The following is a 24,689-nucleotide window of genomic DNA, read 5'->3' on the forward strand; positions in this document are numbered from 1 at the left end:
AGGAGATCCCAGCCATGAAAATAACTGAACTCGTAAATGAACAGCGAATCAACGAACAGTTGCAGTCTAAGACCAAGGCCGAGGTATTGCGTGAGTTGGCCGCACTATTGGAACAGGACGGAAAACTGTCCGATCGAGATGTTTTTCTACAGTCGATTCATGCTCGCGAACAACAAGGCAGTACAGGCATTGGATTTGGAGTCGCCATTCCCCACGGTAAATCAGCCGCGGTGATAGAGCCAGCCATCGCCTTTGGCCGCTCTTCCGAAGGTGTCGAATTTGACAGCTTGGACGGGCACCCAGCAAAACTGTTTTTTATGATCGCGGTTCCAGAGCAGTCCGACAATCTGCATCTGCAAACCCTGGCTAAATTGTCCCGAAAACTAATGCACGAATCCTTTCGTGATGAACTAATGCATGCCAAAACCAAAGGGGATATTTTGCACGTATTGTCCCAAATGGACCCATCTTGAAAAGGAGGTCGTAAACTATGGCCAAATGGATTGTAGCGATCACCTCTTGTCCTACCGGGATTGCCCATACGTACATGGCGGCAGAAGCGATTGAACAGGCAGCAAAAGAGAAGGGTTACGAAGCCAAGGTGGAGACTCAAGGTTCCGTCGGTGCGGAAAACGAACTCACGGCTGAGGAGATCGCCCGTGCGGAGGGGGTCATTATCGCCGCTGACACCAAGGTGGATGAGACCCGCTTTGTCGGTAAACCGATCGTGAAAACGGGAACGGGAGACGCAATTAAGAATGCTAGTGCCTTGATCGATCGGGTTATCGAACAAAAGAGCGAATCTGCCTCGGATGCGGACTCTGCAGAAAAAAACAATACAAAAGAGGTTCAACAGCAGAAGGAAAAACGATCCCAGGAACGGACAGGCATCTATAAACACTTGATGACCGGGGTCTCCTACATGATCCCCTTCGTAGTGGCAGGTGGGTTGTTGATCGCCCTCTCATTTGTGTTCGGAATTGATGCTGCTGAAGAGAAAGGCTCCCTGGCGGCGGCCCTGAAGCAAATCGGTCAGGATAATGCCTTCGCGCTGATGGTTCCCGTACTGGCTGGATTCATCGCCTTCTCCATCGCCGACCGGCCGGGAATTGCACCGGGCTTGGTGGGAGGGATGCTCGCATCACAGATCGGCTCCGGATTCCTCGGCGGGATTGTGGCTGGATTTTTGGCCGGTTATGTAGCCCTTGCAATCAAAAAATACCTGAAGTTGCCGGCAACGTTAGAGGGACTCAAACCGGTACTCATCATTCCTCTTTTTTCAGTCCTCATCGTCGGTCTGTTGATGATTTATGTCATCGGAACTCCGATGGCCGCCATCACAGAGGGACTGACCCACTTCCTGAAGGGGATGCAAGCCGGCTCCGCCATCCTGCTCGGATTGTTGTTAGGAGCGATGATGGCTTTGGATGTGGGAGGACCCCTCAATAAGGCTGCCTACACCTTTGCGATCACGATGTTGGAAGCTGGCGTCCAAACCCCGATGGCAGCGGTGATGGCAGCTGGAATGACACCCCCCCTCGGATTGGCTTTGGCGACGTTTCTCCGCAAGAACCGGTTTACCCACGACGAACGAGAAGCAGGTAAGGCGGGACTCGTACTCGGAGCTTCCTTCATCACAGAAGGTGCCATCCCCTTTGCGGCGAAGGATCCTCTCCGCGTGATCCCCTCGATGATGATCGGATCAGCGGTTGCAGCCGCCCTCTCCATGTGGTTCAACGTGTCCTTGGTGGCTCCCCATGGAGGTGTGTTCGTATTTTTCATCCCCCATGCGATCACCCATCTATTGCCCTATATCCTCTCCATCGCCATCGGAGCATTGGTGACAGCTATTCTTGTCATGCTTCTTAAGAAGCCGGTAAAAGAAGTTTAGATCGATCAAAAAAGCCGCAGTCGTTGACATGACACTGCGGCTTTTTATTTTTTTTATGAATCACGTCTGATTTCCGGTTTCAGCTAACCCATATTTCACCGTCGAAAAACAGGGGTTTCTGCAAACCGAGTGTGATATTTTAAAACCAGTTCTTAGGGCCAAGTTAAAGTGCGAGTAGGCAAAAAATTACTATAATCGTACAGACCTCTCTCCATAACCAATATTTGATTCTTTTCAAACCATCGTCTTTCATGGTATAAATAAAACTAATTTATTTTTGAATCTGAATTGTTGGTACAACAGAAAAATAGGAAAGTCCAGCAATGTGATGAAAAGAGAGGCTATTTTCATGAAAACTCCCATCCCAAACACAGTTAAAAATTTCTCCAAAAAGTTTAGCAGACCGAACCCTTATGTTCTCCTATTCTCCCTCTTATTTCTCTGTGCAATTGCCACCTATCTGGTACCAGCCGGGGAGTTCGATCGAGTGCAAAAGGGAGATATCAGCGTCACCATTCCTGGTAGCTATCACGCGGTTGATCCCAATCCAACCGGCTTTATCCAGTTCTTCACAGCAATCCAAACCGGGATGGTGGATGCAGCTCCCTTGATCTTATTAGTGCTGTTTACAGGCGGCGCCATGGCAGTGATCGAAAAAACGGGAGCTTTGAACGCAGCCATCCTCTCTCTCGTCAACCGCCTGGGCAATAAGGAATTCCTTTTGATTATTCTTGTCAGCGGATTATTCTCCTTTCTGGGGACGGTGGGAGTGATTGTCAACTCGGTCATCGCCTTCATTCCTCTCGGGATTATGATCGCGAGAGCGATGAAGCTGGATGCCCTCTTTGGCGTGGCTCTCATCTATCTGGGAACCTATGCTGGGTATAACACCACCATCGCCACTCCTTCTCCCCTGGGTCTATCTCAGCGGATCGCCGAGCTTCCCCTCTTTTCCGGAATCGGCTTTCGCATCGTGATCTACCTGGTCACCACAGTCGTCACCATCTTATATATTTCCCGCTACGCTCGCAAGATCAAGGGAAACCCATCCGCAAGCATTTTAGGATCCGACTTGTTCCCCGCCTCCACAGGAAATGAGGAACAATCGGAAAAGGCCTTGGGCAACCAAACCACCTTCACCCTACAACAAAAACTGATCTTGTCCTTTGCCGGCCTCACTCTTCTTTCTTTTATCATTTGCACTCTCCTATTCAAGTGGACTGAAAATGAAATGGCGGGCATCTTCATCTTCATCGCCATCGGAGTCGGATTGATCGCACGAATGGGTCCTAATGAGATCGCAAAAACCTTTCTGCAAGGATGTCAGGGCCTGATAAACGGAGCGCTGATCATCGGGATGGCACGGTCGATTTCTGTCGTGCTGGAAGATGGAAAGCTTTTGGATACCATCGTAAATCATCTGGCAGCTCTGTTGAATCCACTCACTCCCACTTTAGGTGGGATCGGCATGTTCTTGGTGAGTGCATTATTACATTTTCTGATCTCTTCGGGATCTGGAGAATCCGTCGTATTGGTCCCTGTCTTGGTCCCGCTGGCCGATTTATTGAACATTACCCGTCAAGTCGCCGTCGAAGCTGTTATGCTGGGAGAAGGACTTGTCAATTGCATGAATCCCACATCTGGTGTGCTGATGAGTATTCTCGCCATCAGTGGCATCTCCTATGGAAAATGGTTGCGATTTATCTTGCCTCTGCTTGCGATCTGGGCGGTATTGGATATCGTTTTCTTAATCATTGGTATCTCGATCGGGTGGGGACCCTATTGAAAGGATGATGGAAATGGATAAGGTTTTGCGCTATCTGAAAACAAACCAGCAGGATATATTGGAAGATTTGGCACATGTGGTCGGATGGGAGTCCCCCTCTCATGACAAGGATCGGGTCGACCACTGCGGAAAGGGATTACAAGCCCTTTTTCAAAAGCACCTGGGTCTGAAAGCGGAAGTGATCCCGCAAACGGAGACTGGTAATCACCTTCGTTTCTCCTATGGCTCGGGGGATTCCCAAGTATTGATCCTGACTCATTTTGATACGGTCTGGGATGTCGGCAGGCTTTCCTATCAGGTGAAGGGAAACCAGGCATACGGGCCGGGAATCCTGGATATGAAAGGGGGAATCGTGCAGGCGCTATGGGGGATTAAAGCGTGTCGGGAACTGGAGCTCCCATTGGATAAAAAAATTGTATTTCTTTGCACAAGTGATGAAGAGATCGGAAGTGGCACCTCCCGCTCCCTGATCGAAGAGGAAGCGTCAAAAAGCGAAGCCGTGCTCATCCCGGAACCGTCTGTCGCCCATACAGGGGCTCTGAAGACCTCCCGCAAAGGAAACGGGATTTTTAAAATGAGGATCAAGGGAAAAGCATCCCACTCCGGCAATCATCACGCCGAAGGAATCAGCGCTGTGGAGGAGATGGCACATCAGATTTTGTTCCTCCATTCCTTAACCGATTATACCTTGGGAACCACTATTAACGCTGGCATTGCACATGGCGGCAACCGTATCAATGTGGTGGCCGAACAGGCGGAAATCGACATCGACGTCCGGATCAGCAAGCTGGAGGAAGCAGAGCGTATTTCAAAACGGATCGTCGAAGCGAAACCCTACCTCAATGGGGTTTCGATCGAGGTGGAAGGCGAGATCAACCGGCCTCCAATGGTGCGAACCGCCCAGACGGAACAGCTGTTTAGCTTGGCTGCCGATTGTGGGAAGGAGTTGGGCATCGATTTGACTGAAGCGTCGGTGGGTGGAGCAAGCGACGGAAATTTTACCGCTGCTCTCGGAATTCCCACATTGGACGGACTGGGAGCGGTGGGTGACGGCCCCCACGCCGAATACGAGCACATTCTCATCGATCAGCTTCCCATTAGAGCCGCCCTCTTCGCCAAGCTTTTGGCCAAATTATAAAACCTAACCTGCAAAGCCCCCCACCTTGACAGATGGGGGGCTTTGAATTGAAGCGGCGATTGGAACAGCAACTCCTTCCAACTGAATGTCTTACACGTTGGGGAAGGAGTGTAAAATCGTATCGGTTGATTCTTATGCAAAATGAAAAAGCCGAGAGGGTAGATCTTACCCTCCCGGCTTCTGTGTATCTGCCATGGTTTCGACCAACGATCCCACGCCCAATGGACCCTAAGACCTTTGCTCCCACCGACCCCGCTTCTTTCCCAAATTCTATATATTATATCGGATCTGTTTCCTATGGTAAAGATGTTTTCTTCACTCTGGAGCCCTTCCTGTGCTATAATGTCTCCCTGAGAGTTTATGTCAATCTCTGACCCTGTCCCGTTCATGGGCGAGCCGGGTGATCTTAGTTTGAAGGGGGAAGCGCATCCTGCGCGCCTGGATATGAAAGCTGACCAAATCCGTAACATAGCCATAATCGCACACGTCGACCACGGGAAAACCACCCTCGTGGATGCGATGTTGAAACAGAGCCATATCTTCCGAGAAAATCAGAGTGTCGCGAATCGGGTCATGGATTCCAATGACCTGGAACGGGAGCGGGGAATCACCATCCTGTCCAAAAACACCTCCGTTCACTACAACGGAGTGAAAATCAATATTGTCGATACTCCAGGCCACGCCGACTTCGGCGGCGAAGTGGAACGAGTGATGAACATGGTGGACGGAGTCTTGTTGCTCGTGGACTCTGTGGAAGGGCCCATGCCCCAGACCAAGTTCGTCCTCCGCCAGGCCTTGGAGCGGGGTCTCAAAGCGATTGTCGTCGTCAACAAGATCGACCGGAACCACGCTCGTCCCGACTATGTGGTGGACACCACCTTCGATCTCTTTGTCGACTTGGGAGCCACAGAAGAACAGGCGGAGTTCCCAGTTCTCTACGCCAGTGCCCTGAATGGAATTTGCGGCGAAGAGCCAGACCAACTGACGGAGAACCTGGAGCCGCTGTTTGAAAAAATTGTGGAGTACTTGCCTGCTCCCCAGGTCCAATCTGATGCTCCGCTTCAGATGCAGGCCACCCTGATGGGTTATGACGACTATAAAGGGAAAATTGTGATCGGTAGGCTGAACAGCGGAACCATCCGCAAAAACCAGCAGGTCCTGCGGATCGACCGGGAGGAAAAACGTCACTCCCTGAAGGTGGCTCAGGTGTTTACCCACGAAGGGTTGAAACGGACGGAAGTGGAAGAAGCCACCGCCGGCGATATTATCGCTTTGACTGGCCTGGGGGATGTGGGAATCGGGGACACGATCACAGATCCGGAAGAACCACGTCCCCTGCCTCCGATCCAGGTGGAAGAACCCACCCTTCGTGTCACCTTCGGTGTCAACACCAGCCCCTTCGCCGGGCGGGAAGGAGAATATGTCACTTCCCGGAAACTGCGGGAACGCCTCTACCTGGAATCTGAGCGGGACGTCGCTCTCCATGTGGAGGATACCGAGTCCCCTGACACCTTCCTCGTGGCTGGACGGGGAGAGCTGCACCTCAGCATCCTGATTGAAAACATGCGTCGGGAAGGTTATGAGTTGGAGGTAAGCAAGCCCGAAGTGATCCTGAAGAAAATCAATGACAAATGGCATGAACCGGTGGAAGTCGTTGAAGTGGAAGTGAGTAACGAATACCAAGGAACCGTGGTGGAACTACTGGGAAGCCGCAAAGGACAGATGGTAGACATGAAACTGCGGGATGACGGCTCCGTCCATTACACTTATCGTGTCCCTACCCGGGGTTTGATCGGGTTTAATCAGCAGTTTCTGACGGCGACTCGAGGAGAAGGGCTGATGAACACCCTCTTCGGCGGATATGAGCCCTACTCCGGTGAGATTCAGACCCGAAACCACGGATCTCTGATCGCCTGGGAATCCGGCGACGCCAACTCCTATGGACTGCACGCCGCCCAAGAGCGGGGCACGCTCTTTATCGGGCCCAACACCGAGGTCTATGAAGGGATGGTCATTGGCCAACACATTCGGGAAAACGACTTGGATGTCAATGTCTGCAAAAAGAAACAATTGACCAACTTCCGTGCCGCTGGCTCCGATGATGCCCTGCGCTTGGAAACACCGAAGAACCTTTCCCTCGACGATGCCCTGGAATACCTCTCCGATGATGAGTTATTGGAAGTCACACCCCAGGCCTTCCGCATCCGTAAACGGATTCTGCCTAAAAACCAGCGTCGTAAACATATGAAACATGCTGGACAGGCAGAGTAAACTTACAGACAAAACCCGGCAACTGCAAAAAGCAGCGTGCCGGGTTTATTTTTGGGGGTAATGCTAGTACTCGCTGACGTTGCTTGGTTAGCTTGTTGATTCTTGGACAATCCACACACCTGAAAACTTGGGATTCTTGGGTATTCCCAGTAACCTGGAGAAATGGCCCAGCGATCCCCACAAGGGAGACACCGAACGACGCCCGCTTTCATCTCAACCCAACCTAAAGGCCTGGGTTTTCTCGCTCACTTTTTATAAGCCTCTACTCAAGGCCCCTTCAGGCAACTCTGATCTTGTTTTTCAGCAAGGCGGGGACAGGATATAGTAGGGCGGCTCCGATCTCTTGCAAAGAACGCATAGCGAGACCGGGACTTGTACTCCCCTGAGTGCAAAATCCCCAGGGGCACTAAGTAGTCGCCACCAGGAACTCCTCTCCACTTGGCAGCCGAAGACCATCGGTGCGGCCGGTAAAATAGCGCTGGTTAAGATCGGTCGCGGATACATGCCGGGCTTCTCGGAAGCCTGCCTCGCGGGCCAGTGCCAGCATCTCCGGCGGTGAGAAGAAGCTGATGAAAGGCGTGCCGCTTGCCCGCGCTCCCGTCGAAGCCGCCTCAACCCCAGGGCGCAGCTCGGATTCGGTGAGCTCAAGCGGCAGCAGAAACGTCATGGCTAGTGTGGAACCGGGTGCCAGGGTTGCCACCTGGCGTAGCGTGGCCCTAATCGCCTCCTTGGTGAGGTACTGGGTGACACCGGTAGAGGCCACCACAGCTGGCTGGCTCTTGTCGAAGCCCGCGGCCTTTAATTGCTCCTCCCAGGACCAACCTGCTTCGAAGTCGACCGGCACGAGTCGTAACCACTCGGGAATGCCAAAACCGAGCTCGATCAAGCGTTGCCTCTTCCAAGCCTGTGTGACGGGCTGGTCTACCTCGAAGACCCGCATCCGGGAGGCGACCTCTGGCCGGCGCTGAGCAAAGGTGTCGAGGCCAGCTCCGAGGATCACATACTGGGTCACACCTTGGCTGAGCTGTTCGGTAACCAGTTCCTCAATGAAACGGGCACGGGCCACGATGGATGCACGGAAGCCGCTGGTTCCCTCTGGATCCATGTCGGGGCGTTGACGCCATCCGTCTTCTGGGGCAGCCAGTCGCAGGCCGACCTCGTCTTCAAATACATAGGGTGGTGAATCGACCTGTACATGCAAAGCTCGCCACAACGCCACCCGTACTGCCGTGCTGTCTGGTTCCGTGGGTTGCTTATCATGCATGTTGTTCTCCCTCCTATTTATTTCATTTTGAAACTTCGATACGAAATAGCTTGATATCAGGCCTTTTGAAGAACCACATTTCGGATGGGGAGGTCTTGTTCTACCACGCTCCGGTGTACCCACAGGAGCACAAGTCGCGCCTATCCGCCTCGCTCCCGGTCTCGCCACCCCAACCCACCTGTTTTTTGGTCAATCAACAGCCTAGTTTGATATCAATATTACAGTTGTCTTAACCTAGGCATGTTGATTACCCCTATTTTAGGCAGGAAATAAGGTCGGGATGGTGGACTTGCCCTACCACTCCCACCGGTCAGCACCTCATCCAATTCAAAAGGCGGAGTATATGACTTGGCATCGTTCATCCTCCCCCGCATATACGGATCAACGGAAAGGTAGACGGTACGTACCAGCACTTCCCCGTCCCCCAGGTTCGGAATCGGAGATTCGACCAACCGAAAGATGCTGTCATCCGGCCAGCCCTTGGGACGTTTTGCAAGCAGGATCTGACGATTGATCAAGTTAGACATGGGCATTCTCTCCATCGGCTGGAATTTCGATCACAGAAATAATTATACCCAGAATTCTCCTGATCAAAGCCTTTTAAAAATTGCCGATCTTGGTCATTCGATAATCGGTGACCCGATAGCCCATGGATGCGTACAATTTAATGGCTGCCAGATTATTGCTAGTGACATAAACGTGATAGGGGCTGACCCCTTTTTCGTGAAACCAGCGCTCCCCCCAGGCCAACATCTGTCTGGACCAGCCCCGACCTCGGTAGTCTGGGTGTAAAAATATCCCATGAACGAATCCTTTTTTAGAAAAGGTGAGAGGGTCTGTCTGGATCTCCAGGAGCAAAAAGCCGATGGGTTCGTCTCGGTCTGCAGTAAAAATCAAGAGGAGTGAATCAGGATCCTCCACTCGGTTTTGCAATTCCCTCGCCCATCTTTTCCCCGCCTCTTCCCTCACCAACACTTGCTCCCAATGCTCGGCATCATAGTCCTCTCCTACCAATTCCGACCACAGGCGATAATGCCCCCGCAAGAAATCCAGATAAAAATCCGCCACCCTTTCTTCATCCGTTTCCGGACGGTAGCTTCGCACTTTCAATGTTTGGCGGTCAAAGTTTCCGCCGCTCCTTCCACCTCGATTTTCCAACATGTTATCAGGTACTAAACCCCTTTCCTATAAATGCACGGCAGATCTTGCCATATCCACTCACCTTACTCAACCCCGATTATATCGCTCTACACCCGAGCTTGGAATAGAGATGGACTGAATATATGAAATTGACATAAAAATAATATATTATTATTAGGTCAGGACTGTTGATGAACCATAAAGTAGATGTTGGAAACGAAATGATTCTTTCGCTCTTCCCATTGCACTCCCATCGTAGAATATCGCTTGAGGGGACGGGGAGGGTGGGACGGCTTCGATCTCTCGCAAAGAACGCATAGCGAGACCCGGGAGCGGAAAGCGACCCTGGCGAGACTTGTGCCCTATGGGTGAAAAGGCTCTTCACCCTCCCACCATTCCGACCTTATTTCCTGCCTAAAATAGGGCTAAACAGCACGCCTGATGCTCCTGTATTTGAATCACATCATAAATGAAAAAAGCCGGTTTTCCACCGGCACCATTCAGACGCTTCTCAGAGGGGGATTCCCTTTTCGTCCAAGCGAGGCAACCCGATCCGATTCCACCACATGCCTCCGAATAAAAAGGCAGCGGGCACCATCAGGGCAAACAATCGCCAATCCCAAATTTCCAACCACATCCCTGCAAAAGCCAACATCCCGATTCCGATCCCTACTGCTGTCAAGGGATACGCATCCGGCTCTTCCCGCTTCATTTTTCTAAATACAAGCACTTGAAGGGGGATGGAGCCTGCAAACAACAATACACCCACCCACCATGTTTCTGACACCGCATACAGTGCAAGAAGAAACCACAACACGGGATCCTCCGGAACTATTATGGCCGATACATACAAACTACACAAAATGAGCTGTACTGAAAAACCGGCACCCAGGGAGTAGATTGAAATGGTGATTAGAGCTTTATACACCTTTGACCCCCTTTTCGCTTTTTCATCATATCTTCTCTATTTTACCCTGAATCCGGAAATTATGCATGGTGAAAAGTCGGGGGAAATCTAGACCCACCCCCGACGCTAACGAACGATCGATCTCAACTTTTAGCAGGTAAAAACCTGAGAAGCTAGACGAACTGCCTGCAACCGCTCCCGATCCACTTCAAACCCGATCCCAGGTCTTGCCGGCACAGCGATTTGTCCCTCCTCAACAGTCACCTCCGGCTGAATCAGATCCTGCTCCCAGTAGCGATTAGAAGCAGAGATGTCCCCCGGAAGATTAAAGCCTTCCAGAGAGGCAAGGGCAATATTGTGGGCGCGAGCGATCCCTGACTCCAACATCCCACCGCACCAGAGGGGGATTCCCTCCGCCTGACAGAGATCATGGATTCGCTTGGCCTCCGTCAGCCCGCCAACCCGCCCCACCTTCACATTGACCACGGAACAGCTGCCCAGCTCCAGTGCTTTGCGCACATCCTCAAAGGACTGCAGACTTTCATCCAGGCAGATCGGCGTCACCAGTTCCGCTTGCAATCTCGCATGATCTACGATGTCATCCACCGCCAGCGGCTGTTCGATCATCAGGAGATCAAAAGTATCCATCCGTTTCAGGTGCTTCAGATCCTTCAGAGTGTATGCGGAGTTGGCATCAACCATCAGCGGCAATTCGGGAAAAACCTCCCGGATGCCCTCCAGAACCTCGACGTCCGCCTCAGGCTTCACCTTCACTTTCACTCGTCGGTAACCTTCCTCCACCCGTTGTCGGATCGTCTCCAACATCGTATCCAGATCAGCGGCACCAACAGCCACACCCGCTTCGATCCGGTCCCGGGTTCCTCCCAGGGCGCTGGCGAGGGAGATCCCCTGCCCCCGGCACCAAAGGTCCCAGACCGCCCCTTCCACAGCGGCTTTAGCCATGGGATGACGGCGGATGGCGCGAAACCGCTCCGGTACTTCTCCTGGATGTTGCAAAGGAGTGCCAAGAAGACGGGGAATCAGGAAATCCCTCATCACATGCCAAGCGGTTTCCACCGTCTCCTCGGTGTACCAGGGAGAAGAAAAAGCGACACATTCTCCCCAACCGCTTTGCCCCACTTCATCCTCCGCCTCCACCAAGATCAGTTCCCGATCGGTGACGGTGGTAAGACTGTTGGAAAAGGGGGTCTTCAGAGTCATTCGAACATGATGCAATGTCACTTGACGGAGGATCACAACTCTTCACCCCCATTCCCTTCCCTGAGAATCCAGCGCGACAGCTCCCGACGCAAAAGCTTGTTGGAGGCGTTTTTGGGCAGATGACTCACAAAATGAATCTGGACAGGTACTTTATACCCGGCGAGCCGCTCCCGGCAATGTTGAACCAGCTCCTCCTCTCCAGCAACGGTCCCCGACTTCAATCGGACAAAACCGACGGGCACTTGTCCCCATACCTGGTGCGGTATACCAATCACCCCTGCATCCTCCACCGCCGGATGTGCAGTCAGCACCGCTTCCACTTCCGCGGGGTAGATATTTTCACCGCCGGAGATGATCAAATCGCTGCGCCGGTCCAATACATAAAGAAAGCCCTCTTCATCCAAGTATCCCAGATCACCGGTATAGAGCCATCCTTCCCGGATCGTATCTCGCGTCGCATCCCCCCGCTTCCAGTAACCCCTGGTGACATTGGGACCCCGAACTGCAATCTCCCCCGCCTCTCCCGGTGGAAGATCCAACCCCTGCTTCACGATCCGAAGCTCAGAGGGAAAAAGCGGTTTCCCCGCCGATCCCAACTTCCGCAGACTATCCTCCGGAGCCAGCGTGACGATCTGAGAAGCCGTCTCTGTCATCCCGTAGGTTTGGAAGACCGGCACACCTTTGTCTTTACACTGTTCCAGCAAAGGTTTCGGTGCCGGGCCACCCCCCAACAACATACACCGAAAATGATTCGGATAAATTCCCTCTCCCAGCTCCTCCAACATCCGAGTCAGCATCGTCCCGACCACAGAGACGATCGTAACCCCCTCTTCCCGGATGCTCCGGTTGGCCTCGGCTGGATCAAAGGCGGAATGGATGACGGCTGTCATGCCGTAGATGAGGCTTCGCATCAGGATGGACAAACCGCTCATATGAAACAGAGGAACGGCGGCCAGCCACCGATCCTCAGCATCCAGCCCCAGATTGAGAACCGAGCCGGTGGCACTCCACCAATGATTTCCCCAAGTCAGCATCACCCCCTTGGGCAGTCCCGTCGTCCCGGAAGTGTACATGATCGTATGTAAATCATTTAGCGAAAGACGGGAGGGAAGTTCCATCTCCGCCTCCGGAAGGCGGGTAAGTTCATTCCAGGTGAGCGGCCCCAAGGAACCTTCTACTGCCGTCACTTGGGACTCATGATCGGCATCTACTACCCACATCCGCACTCCGGCATCTTCCACCTGCCAAGCGACTTCCTTTGGGGACAGACGAGTGTTGAGCGGCACCACCACCGCTCCGAGACGGGTGACAGCGTGGATGAGCGTCACCATATGGAGACCGTTTCCCATCCATAAAGCTACCCGATCCCCCGATTTCAATCCCCATCCGGCCAACCGCCGTGCCATCCTTCCCACTTCCTCTTCCAAACGGCGGAAAGTCCATTCCTCCCCGTCACAGATCAGGGCGATCCGCTCCGGTGTCAAGGATGCTCTCTGGGCCAACCAATGAGGCATTTCCAACCCGTTACTCTGCAACATGGAATACAACCTTTCTGGTCATCGTGATGTCTGGTCCCCTTCCCGGAAGCGACAGGGTCCCTGAAAAGGACACTTGTCCCGAATTGGAAAAGGGATCCACTCTTCTCGATTCATCGGAGTATGTATTCACAGCCCTCCCCTCTTTCATCCTAATCCAAAGACGGACTTCGGAACAAGCTTGCGGAAACCCATGACAACAAACCCGGCTCTGTGATAGAGCCGGGTAGATCTAGCGGTTTACGGGAAGCGAGGAAATTTGTCAAAGTCCGGTTTCCGTTTTTCTTTGAAGGCGTCGCGTCCTTCTTTGGCTTCGTCGGTCGTGTAATAGAGCAGAGTGGCATCGCCCCCAAGCTGTTGCAGGCCGGCCAGCCCGTCGGTGTCAGCGTTAAAGGAAGCCTTCAGAAAACGGAGAGCGGTAGGGGATTTCTCCAGGATCTCCTCACACCACTGAATCGTCTCTTCCTCCAGCTTCTCCAGCGGAACGACGGTGTTGACCAAACCCATATCCAGAGCTTCCTGGGCATTGTACTGACGGCATAGAAACCAAATCTCCCGGGCTTTCTTATGACCTACGAGACGGGCTAGGTAACCGGCACCATAACCAGCGTCAAAGCTGCCTACCTTGGGGCCTGTCTGACCAAAAATCGCATTGTCTGCAGCGATGGTTAGATCGCAAACCACGTGCAACACGTGACCGCCGCCGATGGCATAGCCGGAGACCATGGCGATCACCGGTTTGGGGATGGTGCGGATCAACCGTTGCAGATCGAGGACATTCAACCGGGGGATCTCATCCTCTCCCACATAACCGCCATGCCCCCGTACTCGCTGGTCCCCGCCGGAACAGAAGGCCTTGTCCCCTTCTCCCGACAGAATAACCACTCCCACCTCGGAATCATCTCGAGCCCTGGCAAAGGCGTCGATCATCTCGGTCACCGTCTGGGGACGAAATGCATTGCGCACTTCGGGACGATTAATCGTCACCTTGGCAATATGATTGTACTTTTCATATTTGATATCTTCATACTCCCGTACCGATTTCCATTGGACGCTCACACTCTCATCCTCCCTCAACTGTTAGGGAATTTTCCATGACGCAAAAGAAATTCCATCACTATTGTATCAAAAATCCGGGGCGCTTCCACATGAACGGCATGTCCCACCGCGGATACGCTCCGCCATTGGCACCGGGAAAACTGACTCTTCATCTCTTCTGCGATCCGGCAAAATTTTGCATCCAACTCCCCGGTAATCAACAACACAGGGCACGGAATTTCCCCGAGGTGTCCCCACCAGGAAGGCTGTGCTCCAGTTCCCATCCCACGAAGACTGTTGGCTAGTCCGTGCGCTCGTTGGGCCAGCCGCTCTTTTTGGATCCCCCGTCGTACCTTCTCCGGTAGATTCGCTTGGGTTGCAAACAAGGGAATCCTTTCCCAATACCGGACAAAAACTTCCAGTCCTTCTCTTTCCACCCAAGCCGCCAAGGCTTCATCTCGCTCTTGGCGAGCCCGCCGCTCCGCATCTGTCTTCAGACCGGGAGAGCTACTCTCCAATAAGAGTGTCTTCACCCGAGCGGGAGCGCTGGCGGCGAGGGAGAGTGCGAGGCGTCCCCCCATGGAATACCCGAGGACATGAGCACGGGAAATCTGCAACTGGTCCAGGATTCCTGTCAGATCCGCCACAGCCTGATCCATCCCGTAACGAGCGGGATCCAGAGGTGCCTCACTCTCCCCATGGCCGATCAGATCCAGCCGCACCACCTGGAAGTGTTGCGTCCAGGAGTCGAGGTACGGCTCCCAGGTGATCCGTGAACCGGTAAAACCATGTAACAGGAGGAGTGTCGGCCCTTCCCCCTCCACCTCTACCTGAAAATGGACACCGTTCACATATAAATCCATCAGCCCTCCACCTCTTCCAACCGCTTTCGCACCCTTTCCCCGATCTGTTTCCAGATCTCCTGATGCAGGTCGGCATTTTCCTGGCGATCCGTCCCCACCTCGATCACATGGAGTCCCGTCCCTTCCAGACTGGCGACATAAGCCTTCCGAAAAGCTTCCCAGGAATCGGGACGTTCCCAATGACCCCCGTACATATGAACCGCATGTTCAAAATCCAGCCCGAGAGGCGTGCCGAACAGGGTTTCAAAGGTGTCAGGATCCGTCTGGGAAGCCTGAGGGAGAAGAGAGAAGATGCCGCCCCCGTCATTATTGATCACCACGATGGTGGCATGCAAAGCGTGCAACTTGGCGGCGAGGAGGCCGTTGAGATCGTGAAAAAAAGAAAGATCCCCCAGCACCAGCGTCACATGGGATCTCGCCGCTGCGACACCCAAGGCAGTGGAGACCACCCCATCGATCCCGCTTATGCCTCGGTTGGCTATCGAGTGCAAGCACCGGTCACTGTTCAATAAAAATGAGTCCAAATCCCGAACGGGCATGCTATTTCCTGCAAAGAGAATCCCCTCCTCCGGCAACAACTTCGCCAGCTCCAAAAACACCCGTCCCTCAAAAGGAGCCTCCATCTGGCCCGCCTTCGCCAACTGGGCTGTCGTCTCCCGATTCAACTCCTGCCAGAGTTGCGCCCAGGCAGATTCCTTCCGCGGTGGGATTCGATGAGCCACTCCTGTACAGAAGCGAATCGGATCGGTGTAGATCATTTCCGCGGACAATAAGGAGGGGTCCCGCCACCCTCCATCCGGATCGATCACGATCTGTCGGGCGGAGGGATGCTCTTTTAAGTATAAGAGGACTGCTTTGGAAACGGGCATCGCCCCGAAGCGGATTACCACCTCGGGTGCCAGTTTTTCCACCGCTTCTTTCTCCCGTAGAAATGCGTCATACCCCTCTAAAATCCATTCCTTGGGATGGGTTCCGTTTCGGAGCCGGGAGAGAGGATCGGCGAGAACAGGGAAGCGGAGAGATTCCGCCAATCGATGCACAGCGGGTCCCAGCTCCCCTGCCTCCTGAGGGCCGACCACGATCAGGCCCCGCTCCCACTGGGACAGTGATTGGGCCCACTGGTCCAATTCTTTGCCGGATAATTCCCGTTCTCCCGCAGTCACCCTCACATAGGGAGTGGTTCCCTCCTCTCGCCTTCCTCCCTGCCAGAAGGTGGGGGAAGCGAGATCCGGCATCAGAGGTTCCCGATAAGGGAGATTAAGATGGATCGGTCCCTTTGGCCCCGTCTGGGCTGTTGCCACTGCCCGGGCCGCCGTGGTCCGCACATACCGTAACATCAGTTCAGAGCGATCCGGCAGCGCCATATCCATAAACCATTTGACATGGGTTCCATACATTCCGATCTGGTCCATCGATTGCGGTGCGCCTACATCCCGCAGTTCGTGGGGACGATCCGCAGTCAAAACCACTAGCGGGACCCGGGCTAGCTTCGCTTCCGCCACCGCTGGGAAATAATTGGCCGTTGCAGTTCCTGAGGTACACAACAACGCCGCTGGCTCTCCCAAAGCTTTGCCCAATCCCAAGGCAAAAAAGCCGGCGGAGCGTTCATCCACCAGCAACCACTCCTTCAAACCGGGATGAGCAACCATGGCCAGTGCCAAGGGCGTGGATCGGGAGCCCGGACTGATCACCGCGTGTCGGAGACCGCTCAGAACCAGCTCGTCCACAAAGGCACCCACAGTTGCCGTCAGGTCTTCCCTGTGACTCACCGGCTATCGCCTCCCAATGCCGACAGCATCGGCTTGAACTTCAGATTCGTCTCTTCGTATTCGCTATCGGGTTCGGAATCGCCCACGATCCCGCAACCGGCAAAGAGAGAAGCTTCCCGCCCCCGGAGCAGGCCAGAGCGAATGGCACAGGCAAACTCCCCGTTCCCCCGATCATCTAGCCAACCCACTGGAGCCGAATACCAACCCCGGTCCATCCCTTCGATTTCCCGGATCCGGGCGACCGCCTCCTTCTGAGGGTATCCGCCTAGAGCTGGAGTCGGGTGCAGCCGTGCCACCATCGACAACAACGTGGTCTCCGGCAACGGAGTTCCTTCCACTGGGGTAAACAGATGCTGTACATCCTGTGCCTGGTACAAAGTAGGTGAGTCAGGCACTCGCACTTGGAAGCATCCCTCTTGAAAAGCCTCGCGGATCATATGGACCACCACCGCATGCTCGCCCCCATTCTTGGGATCAGCGAGCAATTCTTCTCCCAATTTCCGGTCTTCCTCAGGATCTTTCCCCCGCCGGATGGTCCCCGCCAGACAAGTGGAATAGAATCGCTCCCCTTCACTTTTTACGAGGCGCTCCGGGGAAGCACTCAGCAAGCAGGCATCGCCACGTTCCACTGCAAACAGGAAGCCATGGGCTTGTCTCGCCAGCAGCCGGTATAAGCCTGCTTCCGGAGAGAAGGAGGTCTCCGACTCCAGCTGAAGTGGCCGAGCCAGTACCACTTTTTCAAGAGCCCCTTCCCGGATCTCCCGCGCCGCTGTGGCTACTGTCTTTTTCCAGCGATCCGGTTCCACCTCCAACACATCGAATGAAGTTTGAGCCGGGGGTGAGAATTGAAAATCTGCGGCCGTCTCCAGCAGGGCCCTCTCCTCTTCCGTCAGTATCTTTCCCCTCTGTTCTACATCCTCCCCCGGACGAAGTAGAACATTGACGGTCAGCCAACATTTTCCTCCGGTCACGGTCAACAGAAATTGGGGCAGGATGAAAGAAGCGTCGAAAAACCCTTCCCAGAGCGGGGTTTTTTCTGCAAGTGGATCAAAGGAAAAGCCGCCCAGAAGGAGCGGCCCCGTACCCGTCGGTGTCTCTGCCGGAACCCGGATCGCACCTTTCAGCAGGTGATCCCACTCCTGCTCCGTTTTTAGATAAGAGCCTTCCCTGGCGTAGGTCTCCAATTTCCAAGCGACTCCCACACCGACCAGGGTAAGCCCTCGGTCCGGATCAGACCAAAAGTTGCGCGTTCCCCGGAATCTCGTTGCAGACGCAAAAAAAGAGAGGGGCTCCAGGTTGTCCACCCACCGGGTCTGGCTGACCAGCACCGGCCTTTGTTCCCTCCGGGCTCGGGCCGCCCCTTCCTTCAACCCGGCAATGTTGTGTAATTCCCTCATGGTCGTCACGGTCCTTCCCCCCATCCGCCCGTCGGGACCACTCTCCCGACGGCGTTTCGGCGAATCCAGTAGGATTCGCTCCGATCTATGCCCACTTGTAGCACACACTCGTTGATGAAACCTAATCCAGTATACCCAAAATCCCCGTTCTTTTCTACTGATCCCCCAGTCTTTCCCGTCTATACTGGAGTCTGAGAGTGTTCCGAAGTATAATGGACATCGGAAGGAAGGAGCGAAACACTAATGAACGAACACCCCTCCGCAACTGGACCGGTTACCGCAAAAGGATGGCAGATCTGGTGGCAATTGTTGCGCCCCCACACCCTGACCGCTTCCTTTGTACCTGTCCTGATCGGGACCGCGCTGGCGATGTCGCTGACTCGGATCGACATTCCGTTATTTCTGGCTATGTTGATCGCCTCCATCCTGATCCAGGCAGCGACCAATATGTTCAACGAATACTACGACTACAAGCGAGGATTGGATCATGAGGGCTCCGTGGGCATTGGTGGTGCCATCGTGCGCCATGGCGTCTCTCCAAATACAGTGATGGGGATCGCCCTCACCTTCTGTGGAGTCTCCGTCCTGCTCGGGATCTATATCTGCATGGAAAGTAGCTGGTGGCTGGCGGCGATCGGCTCCGTCTGCATCGCGACAGGTTATCTCTACACCGGGGGACCTCTCCCCATCGCTTACACTCCCCTAGGTGAATTGGTTTCAGGATTATTTATGGGGATGGGAATTATTCTAATCGCATTTTTCATCCAGGTCGGCACTCTTACCCTGAATAGCCTGCTCGTCTCCATCCCGATCGCCATTCTCGTCGGGGCCATCATGATGGCCAACAACATCCGTGACCGGGAAGGAGACGAGAAAAACGGCCGCAAAACCTTGGCCATTCTCTTGGGACACCAAGGAGCCGTCCGCTTCCTCACTGGGATGTTTATCGTCTCTTACCTGTGGGTTCTCCTGCTCGTTCTGATCGGGGAGGCAACCCCCTGGATTCTGTTGGTAGGTCTGAGCCTCCCCAAATCCATCCAGGCCATCCGTGGATTCCAGGGTAAAACTACCAATACGGAAATGGCCCCGAGCATGAAATTCACCGCTCAGGTGAACACTCTATTTGGCTTGTTGCTAGCGATGGGGCTCTTTTTAAGTCAATGGATTGGATAAGTGATCCAAAACCAACAGAGAAAAACCGGCGGGATACATCCGCCGGTTTTTCCTGTTCTCAAAGGGTCTTGGACCAGTCCACCGTAGCCGCTCCCTCCAAGAATTTCTCACAGTCCAAGGCCGCCATACAACCGGTGCCCGCCGCCGTAATCGCTTGACGGTATTCCCGATCCTGAACATCCCCGCAGGCGAAGACCCCCTCGATGTTGGTTCGGGTAGTGCCTGGAATGACTTGAATGTAGCCTTGTTCGTCGGTATTTAGCTGGCCACGGAGAAAACCAGTATTGGGACGATGACCGATGGCGACAAAGATGCCATCGACTTCTATGATCTCCTCGGCACCGGTCTCTTTGTTTTGAACCTTCAACCCTTGGATTCCGCCCCCTTCTTTGGTCACCACTTCCAGGGGAACCCGATTGAGGGCCCATTTGATCTTTTCATTGGCCTGGGCTCGGTCTCGCATAATCTTGGAAGCCCTGAGTTCATCCCGTCGGTGAACCACTGTCACCTCAGAGGCGAACTTGGTCAGGAAATTGGCCTCCTCCATAGCGGAGTCCCCGCCACCGACCACAATCACCTTTTTGCCCCGGAAGAAGAAACCGTCACAAGTGGCACAAGCACTCACCCCTTGGCCCATGTTATCCTTCTCTCCGGGAATCCCCAGCAACTTGGCGGTGGCGCCAGTGGAAAGTACCAAAGCTTCACTGGTCAACTCCCCTTGGCCCTCTACGGTCAATTTGAAGGGGCGATGGGAAAGATCCACATCGGTCACCCAGCCCCGTTTGAATTGGGCACCGAACCGTTCCGCCTGTTTCCGCATGTTATCCATTAATTCCGGTCCGAGAATTCCTTCCGGAAATCCGGGGAAATTCTCCACATCCGTGGTCGTGGTGAGTTGTCCCCCCGGCTCCTGACCTTCAATCACCAGCGGATTCATATTGGCCCGTGCCAGGTAGATGGCAGCGGTCAAGCCCGCCGGACCCGTTCCGAGAATGATTACTTTGTGCATAGGTCCGAACCTCCAGACATTAATATCACAGATCGACGAAACCACTTGTTCCACATGAGGCGGCATCTTCCTCTCAGGTACAAACCCCTTTCTTTCCTTCCTCTTTCAGACGTTCGATCTCATGGCTCTGATCGGGAAGAGAGCGGAGCAAAGAAGGGAAATACGGATAATCCTCTCCGTTCAGGGAGTAGTAAACCCACTGGCCCTGCCGCCGTTCCTTCACCAACCTGGCGTTCCGCAACTTTCGAACATGCTGGGAGACCGCCGGTTGGGTGATCTTCAAAACCTCCACCAGTTCCCCGACACACAAATCCTCTTCCCTCAGAAGAGCGAGGATCCGAAGGCGGGTTTTGTCCCCCAGGGCTTTATGGCAATCTGCCAACTGGTCAAAATCCATGACCACCACCTCACCTATATATATAAGCATATTCTTATATGATTGTAAAGAGAGGGTGGATCTCGATCAGACAGATCCTCCCTGTACTTGTATTTTTTCATCCCCGGATTGGAAACGCAAAAGCTACCGGTTCCCTGCATCCCATCTTGAAACTCAGGGCTGTTGAACAACCCTAAAGTAGATGATGGGAACGAAACATCCTTTCGCTCTTTCAATGCCCCCATCGTAAAATATAGCTTAAGGGGACGGTGAAGGGCCTTTGCGCTCTTTGCAAGAAATCGGAGCCGTCCCACCACCATCCCACCTTATTTCTTACCTAAAATAGGGTGAATCAACACGCCTGCTTGAAACTATTGGCGTCGTGGCATGCTGACAGTAAATATATATCGCTCCTGTGGATACTTGGCATAGGTGATGAATAGAGGGCGCGAGTTGTAGGAATAGTTAATGCACTCCATATGAAGAACCGAGGACGTCGAATCGATTTGTAGCCAGTCAGCCTCCTCCGGATTAACCTGTGTTACCTCCAGTGAAATATTCCCATAGCTGATCGGGTGTTGATATACATTTTCAACTAAATGGTATAGTGATTCACGGGCCAAATCCTGCTGAGCCAGTTTCGGACACAAGTTTTCATCCATGTATACCGTTTCTAAAGACATGGGCATTTCATCTGCCAAGCGCAAACGGACCATTTTAAGAACACGGTTATGGGGAGACAATCCCAGTTGTACCTGCAGTTTATGATCCGGTTGTATATTCGACTGAATATCGATCAATTGGGAAGAAGGATGTTTCCCCTTGGCTTTCATCTGTTCCGAAAAACTGGTCAAAATCGTCAATTCATATTGAGACCGGGTGTTTTGTACAAAGGTCCCTTTTCCCTGCTGACGATACAAAAGTCCTTCATTGATTAACAGTTGCAACGCCTGACGCAGGGTTTGCCGACTGACGCCGAGATCTTTACTCAATATGGGTTCCGGTGGCAATTGGGTACCCGGCTTCCAGATTTCCGAGTCAATTTTAAGTTTGATCCATTCATATATTTGTTGATATAAAGGAAGCTCCCCTGTCCGTTCAAATGTATCCATATCCGATACTCCTAACCATTGATTATATAAGTTCTATTATACTAAAAAACCCTCCAAGCTGGTCTTTGATCCGAACAGCATGGAGGGAGAGAATATTTCATGCACAATAAAGGATTCCGCACATGAAGTTAACAGGGAAAAACTAGGCGTATTGATTAGCCATATTTTTAGTCAGGAAATACGGTCGGGATGGTGGGACGGTGAAGGGCCTTTGCGCTTTTTGCAAGAGATCGGAGCCGTCCCACCATCCCTGTCCCCTCAAGCCATATTTTACGATGGGGCGAGGGGAAGAACGAGCGATAGGATCGTTTCGTCCCCATCATCTACTTTAGGGTTCATCAACAGCCCTGGGGAAAACCATTCTCGATACACCTTTATCGAGAGATAAATTTTTTGACCACTTGCTGAGCTGATTCTTGTACCATTTGATCGATCGATGTTCCGACAACCATAATATGAACACCTGTCTTGCGAAACGCGGAGTAGTTCGTCGTATTGATTCCTCCCTCAGCCAGGGTCGGTACGGACACGGAGGAGATCAATGCCTCCAATCGTTCTTTGATGATCTCGGGAATTTCGCCTGCTTTGACTCCATCGTAACTCATACCAGTCATCAGACCGATCATATCCACACCGATATTTTCCATTTGCTTAGCCGCTTGCGCCACTTCATCCGCAGTTCGGGCGGGAATTCCGAAGGGATGTTTATCATCGGGATGTGCGATGTAAGCATCGACCAGCAAACCGTAGTAGTGTGCCTTTTGTACAATTTCCTTCAGATCGCGTAGATCACACTTGTGTGTATGCAACCCGTCGGTTCCTGCCCGGGAAATCTGATAAAAATCTTCGTCGGCAATTGGAACCGGCATCGTCTCTGTAAAACCGCCGGGCACACCTACTGTAATAAAAGGCTCTTCCCCAACCACACTGCGAACGCCACGCACCACTCCGACCATCTCGGAAAAATCGACATCATGCCTGACGTGTTCTGCATCATGCATGCTTGTCACACCTTGATGCCCCCGAGCGAGTGCCACTGCGGGATGATTTGGTTCCAACATTTTCACCCCAGCATCGATCACCGCTTTCGCGATTCTCGCGTCATCCCCGGTGATCCCGGTACTTAAAATCGTTTGTCCCCCATGCTCCTCAATCGCATTCCACACTTTTTCAATGGCGATCTTCCGTTTTCTCTCCATATCTCCTGTAAACATACATCATCACTCCTGGCTGTTGTTTGTTTTATTCTGACTCCATTTATTTGCGATGAGGGTAATCACAAATGAACTTACAAATCCCACGGCCATCGCGATCAATTGCCCCGTGATATTGTTGGACAAAAATGGAGAGACCAGGGAAGGCACGTAGGCTGTTCCTCTGACATCAAACAGTCCCACCAGCATGCCAGCCAATCCCGCTGAGCCGATCGCTCCGGCAAAAACCACTTTGTTGGAGAACATGAAGGGATAGGCTGCCTCGACAAAAGTCCCGAAACCCATATTGATCAAAAACCCAGGTGTGGCCAAGGCTGCTTCCCCTTTTTTTCGAGGAGCGATCATGTTTGCCAAGGTGATTCCCGCCGATACCATGACCAGTCCGGTCATATCGACAGCTCCCAGAAAACTGTTCCCGGCTTTCTCCATTTCAAGCAGTACAATCGGCAAAATAGCCGCATGATAAACCCCGCCGAGAATAGCAGGCCAAATCAAGAGCCCCGCCACCAATCCCGCTAGTAATGGGCTTAAAGCAATCGTATATTCAATCAATTCCCGAATGGCTTGACCCGCTTGCAAAGCCAAGGGTGCGATCAGAAAATATGCAAACAAACCGGCGATAATACCCGCTAGCCCACCTGCAGCAATATTGATAGTGGTTGTAGGAAAATTCCAGTCGACGCACTTTTTAAAGAGATAAGTTACGAGAACCCCGGCCAGAATCCCTGCGATAATACCACCGATAATTCCACCATCTACGGATAATACCCCTGCGATGATCCCAGCAACGATAGCCACTTCATCCAAACCAGATATTTGTCTAGCCGCAATGGCAGCCAACATGACTGGCAACGCTTTGATCAAGATATCAAAAACATCGCCCAAACCGGATAAACCCGGTATTTTACTCAAAGCGAGGATGATCGCCAAAGAAATAAATCCCGGCAAGGCAGCCAACATAATGCCTCTGAATTGAATTCGCTTCAGCGGATTGTCAGCGATTTCCGTATTGGATTGACCAATGGACGGTCGGTAGTCGATCCCCCAATACTTGCTCAGGGAACTGACAAAGGAGATCGCGCGAGTACGATTGGTCGTCCCTGTGGTTCCCGATGTGGCGATCACTTTGCCACCTTTCGAGCTGGTGATAGCCATAGATGTACCACCTGTACCCACAATCGGTACTTCATTCCGGGTGGCCGCTGCGATCGCTTCTTTGTTCGTCCCGTCCGGATCGGCACTCATCAAGATGATGCCATCGATGTCGCCATCATCAATCGCTTGAGCCACCTCTTGGTCAACTTTTACTGCTTGTTCGTTTACTTCCTTCAGTGTCCCAGAAAACACAACTTGGACAGCCTGTGTCGCAGAATCCCAGGTATAGAGGTCTGCCGGTGTCGTCTCCTTGATTTTATCCATGGATGCTTTCGCACCAATAAATTGAATCCAAGCCACATCCATTTCGGCACGATCACACTGAGCATGGATTTCTCCCAGTAACTTCACCGGATCACTACCGCCGAGACTATACAGGTTCCCACCACTGCTCCCTAGTATGGCAACTCTTTTGTTACTCAAGACGCTC

Annotated in this window: 21 protein-coding genes; 6 read left to right on the forward strand and 15 right to left on the reverse strand. The window is 52.9% G+C overall.

The window, feature by feature from the left end; translation table 11 throughout:
- The first annotated feature begins 14 nt into the window (after positions 1–14).
- The 5 genes from JOD24_RS09465 (at position 15) to typA (ending at position 7,086) form a co-directional block, all read left to right on the forward strand.
- Entirely contained in the window at positions 15–473 is a 459-nt protein-coding gene (locus JOD24_RS09465) for a PTS sugar transporter subunit IIA (protein ID WP_429246797.1), read from the forward strand.
- Positions 474–490: 17 nt separating this feature from the next.
- A complete protein-coding gene (locus JOD24_RS09470) occupies positions 491–1,891 on the forward strand; it encodes a PTS fructose transporter subunit IIC (RefSeq protein WP_429246798.1) in 1,401 nt (466 codons plus the stop codon).
- A gap of 349 nt (positions 1,892–2,240) precedes the next feature.
- Positions 2,241–3,677 carry a YfcC family protein gene (locus JOD24_RS09475; RefSeq protein ID WP_380162897.1) on the forward strand — a complete coding sequence of 479 codons (1,437 nt, stop codon included), beginning with the start codon at positions 2,241–2,243 and terminating at the stop codon, positions 3,675–3,677.
- 13 nt (positions 3,678–3,690) lie between these two features.
- Positions 3,691–4,815 carry a M20 family metallopeptidase gene (locus JOD24_RS09480; protein WP_380162896.1) on the forward strand — a complete coding sequence of 375 codons (1,125 nt, stop codon included), beginning with the start codon at positions 3,691–3,693 and terminating at the stop codon, positions 4,813–4,815.
- A gap of 444 nt (positions 4,816–5,259) precedes the next feature.
- The gene (typA, locus tag JOD24_RS09485; RefSeq protein ID WP_429246823.1) at positions 5,260–7,086 is read left to right on the forward strand and encodes a translational GTPase TypA; all 1,827 of its coding nucleotides are present in this window, start codon (positions 5,260–5,262) and stop codon (positions 7,084–7,086) included.
- Between the two features lie 406 nt (positions 7,087–7,492).
- On the opposite strand, the gene JOD24_RS09490 is transcribed toward typA, so the two are convergent.
- The 10 genes from JOD24_RS09490 to JOD24_RS09535 all read right to left on the reverse strand — a co-directional run bounded on the left by JOD24_RS09490 (position 7,493) and on the right by JOD24_RS09535 (position 18,220).
- Positions 7,493–8,350: a class I SAM-dependent methyltransferase gene (locus JOD24_RS09490; RefSeq protein ID WP_380162895.1), complete on the reverse strand. Its 858-nt coding sequence runs from the start codon at positions 8,348–8,350 to the stop codon at positions 7,493–7,495.
- Between the two features lie 218 nt (positions 8,351–8,568).
- Positions 8,569–8,877, reverse strand: coding sequence for a hypothetical protein (locus JOD24_RS09495; protein WP_429246799.1), 309 nt, complete (start codon positions 8,875–8,877; stop codon positions 8,569–8,571).
- Positions 8,878–8,950: 73 nt separating this feature from the next.
- On the reverse strand, positions 8,951–9,511 hold the full coding sequence (locus JOD24_RS09500) for a GNAT family N-acetyltransferase (protein WP_429246800.1): 561 nt from the start codon (positions 9,509–9,511) through the stop codon (positions 8,951–8,953).
- 490 nt (positions 9,512–10,001) lie between these two features.
- Positions 10,002–10,418 carry a hypothetical protein gene (locus JOD24_RS09505; RefSeq protein ID WP_429246801.1) on the reverse strand — a complete coding sequence of 139 codons (417 nt, stop codon included), beginning with the start codon at positions 10,416–10,418 and terminating at the stop codon, positions 10,002–10,004.
- Between the two features lie 129 nt (positions 10,419–10,547).
- Positions 10,548–11,654, reverse strand: coding sequence for an o-succinylbenzoate synthase (gene menC, locus JOD24_RS09510; protein ID WP_429246802.1), 1,107 nt, complete (start codon positions 11,652–11,654; stop codon positions 10,548–10,550).
- Positions 11,651–13,156: an o-succinylbenzoate--CoA ligase gene (locus tag JOD24_RS09515; protein ID WP_429246803.1), complete on the reverse strand. Its 1,506-nt coding sequence runs from the start codon at positions 13,154–13,156 to the stop codon at positions 11,651–11,653. The genes menC and JOD24_RS09515 overlap by 4 nt, the downstream gene beginning before the upstream one ends.
- Positions 13,157–13,393: 237 nt before the next feature.
- Positions 13,394–14,212: a 1,4-dihydroxy-2-naphthoyl-CoA synthase gene (menB, locus tag JOD24_RS09520; RefSeq protein ID WP_429246804.1), complete on the reverse strand. Its 819-nt coding sequence runs from the start codon at positions 14,210–14,212 to the stop codon at positions 13,394–13,396.
- Positions 14,213–14,226: 14 nt separating this feature from the next.
- Positions 14,227–15,054: a 2-succinyl-6-hydroxy-2,4-cyclohexadiene-1-carboxylate synthase gene (gene menH / locus JOD24_RS09525; protein ID WP_429246805.1), complete on the reverse strand. Its 828-nt coding sequence runs from the start codon at positions 15,052–15,054 to the stop codon at positions 14,227–14,229.
- The gene (gene menD / locus JOD24_RS09530; RefSeq protein WP_429246806.1) at positions 15,054–16,823 is read right to left on the reverse strand and encodes a 2-succinyl-5-enolpyruvyl-6-hydroxy-3-cyclohexene-1-carboxylic-acid synthase; all 1,770 of its coding nucleotides are present in this window, start codon (positions 16,821–16,823) and stop codon (positions 15,054–15,056) included. The genes menH and menD overlap by 1 nt, the downstream gene beginning before the upstream one ends.
- Positions 16,820–18,220, reverse strand: a complete 1,401-nt coding sequence (locus JOD24_RS09535) for an isochorismate synthase (RefSeq protein WP_380163084.1) — start codon at positions 18,218–18,220, stop codon at positions 16,820–16,822. The genes menD and JOD24_RS09535 overlap by 4 nt, the downstream gene beginning before the upstream one ends.
- 243 nt (positions 18,221–18,463) lie before the next feature.
- Here JOD24_RS09535 and JOD24_RS09540 point away from each other — a divergent pair, with 243 nt between their 5' ends.
- Positions 18,464–19,393 (forward strand): 1,4-dihydroxy-2-naphthoate polyprenyltransferase, encoded by a 930-nt coding sequence (locus tag JOD24_RS09540; protein ID WP_380162886.1) that lies wholly within the window; start codon positions 18,464–18,466, stop codon positions 19,391–19,393.
- Positions 19,394–19,451: 58 nt separating this feature from the next.
- Here JOD24_RS09540 and trxB read toward each other — a convergent pair whose 3' ends face one another.
- From trxB to JOD24_RS09565, 5 genes are all read right to left on the reverse strand, one after another.
- Entirely contained in the window at positions 19,452–20,402 is a 951-nt protein-coding gene (gene trxB / locus JOD24_RS09545; RefSeq protein ID WP_380162885.1) for a thioredoxin-disulfide reductase, read from the reverse strand.
- 73 nt (positions 20,403–20,475) lie between these two features.
- Positions 20,476–20,799, reverse strand: coding sequence for an ArsR/SmtB family transcription factor (locus JOD24_RS09550; protein WP_380162884.1), 324 nt, complete (start codon positions 20,797–20,799; stop codon positions 20,476–20,478).
- A gap of 350 nt (positions 20,800–21,149) precedes the next feature.
- Positions 21,150–21,890, reverse strand: a complete 741-nt coding sequence (locus tag JOD24_RS09555; RefSeq protein WP_380162883.1) for a GntR family transcriptional regulator — start codon at positions 21,888–21,890, stop codon at positions 21,150–21,152.
- Positions 21,891–22,264: 374 nt separating this feature from the next.
- Complete coding sequence (locus JOD24_RS09560; RefSeq protein WP_380162882.1) at positions 22,265–23,104, reverse strand: hypothetical protein; 840 nt, start codon at positions 23,102–23,104, stop codon at positions 22,265–22,267.
- Positions 23,105–23,110: 6 nt separating this feature from the next.
- Entirely contained in the window at positions 23,111–24,682 is a 1,572-nt protein-coding gene (locus tag JOD24_RS09565) for a PTS sugar transporter (protein WP_429246807.1), read from the reverse strand.
- Positions 24,683–24,689: the final 7 nt, after the last annotated feature.

The sequence above is a fragment of the Kroppenstedtia sanguinis genome, assembly GCF_050433445.1.
Lineage (GTDB): Bacteria > Bacillota > Bacilli > Thermoactinomycetales > DSM-45169 > Kroppenstedtia > Kroppenstedtia sanguinis.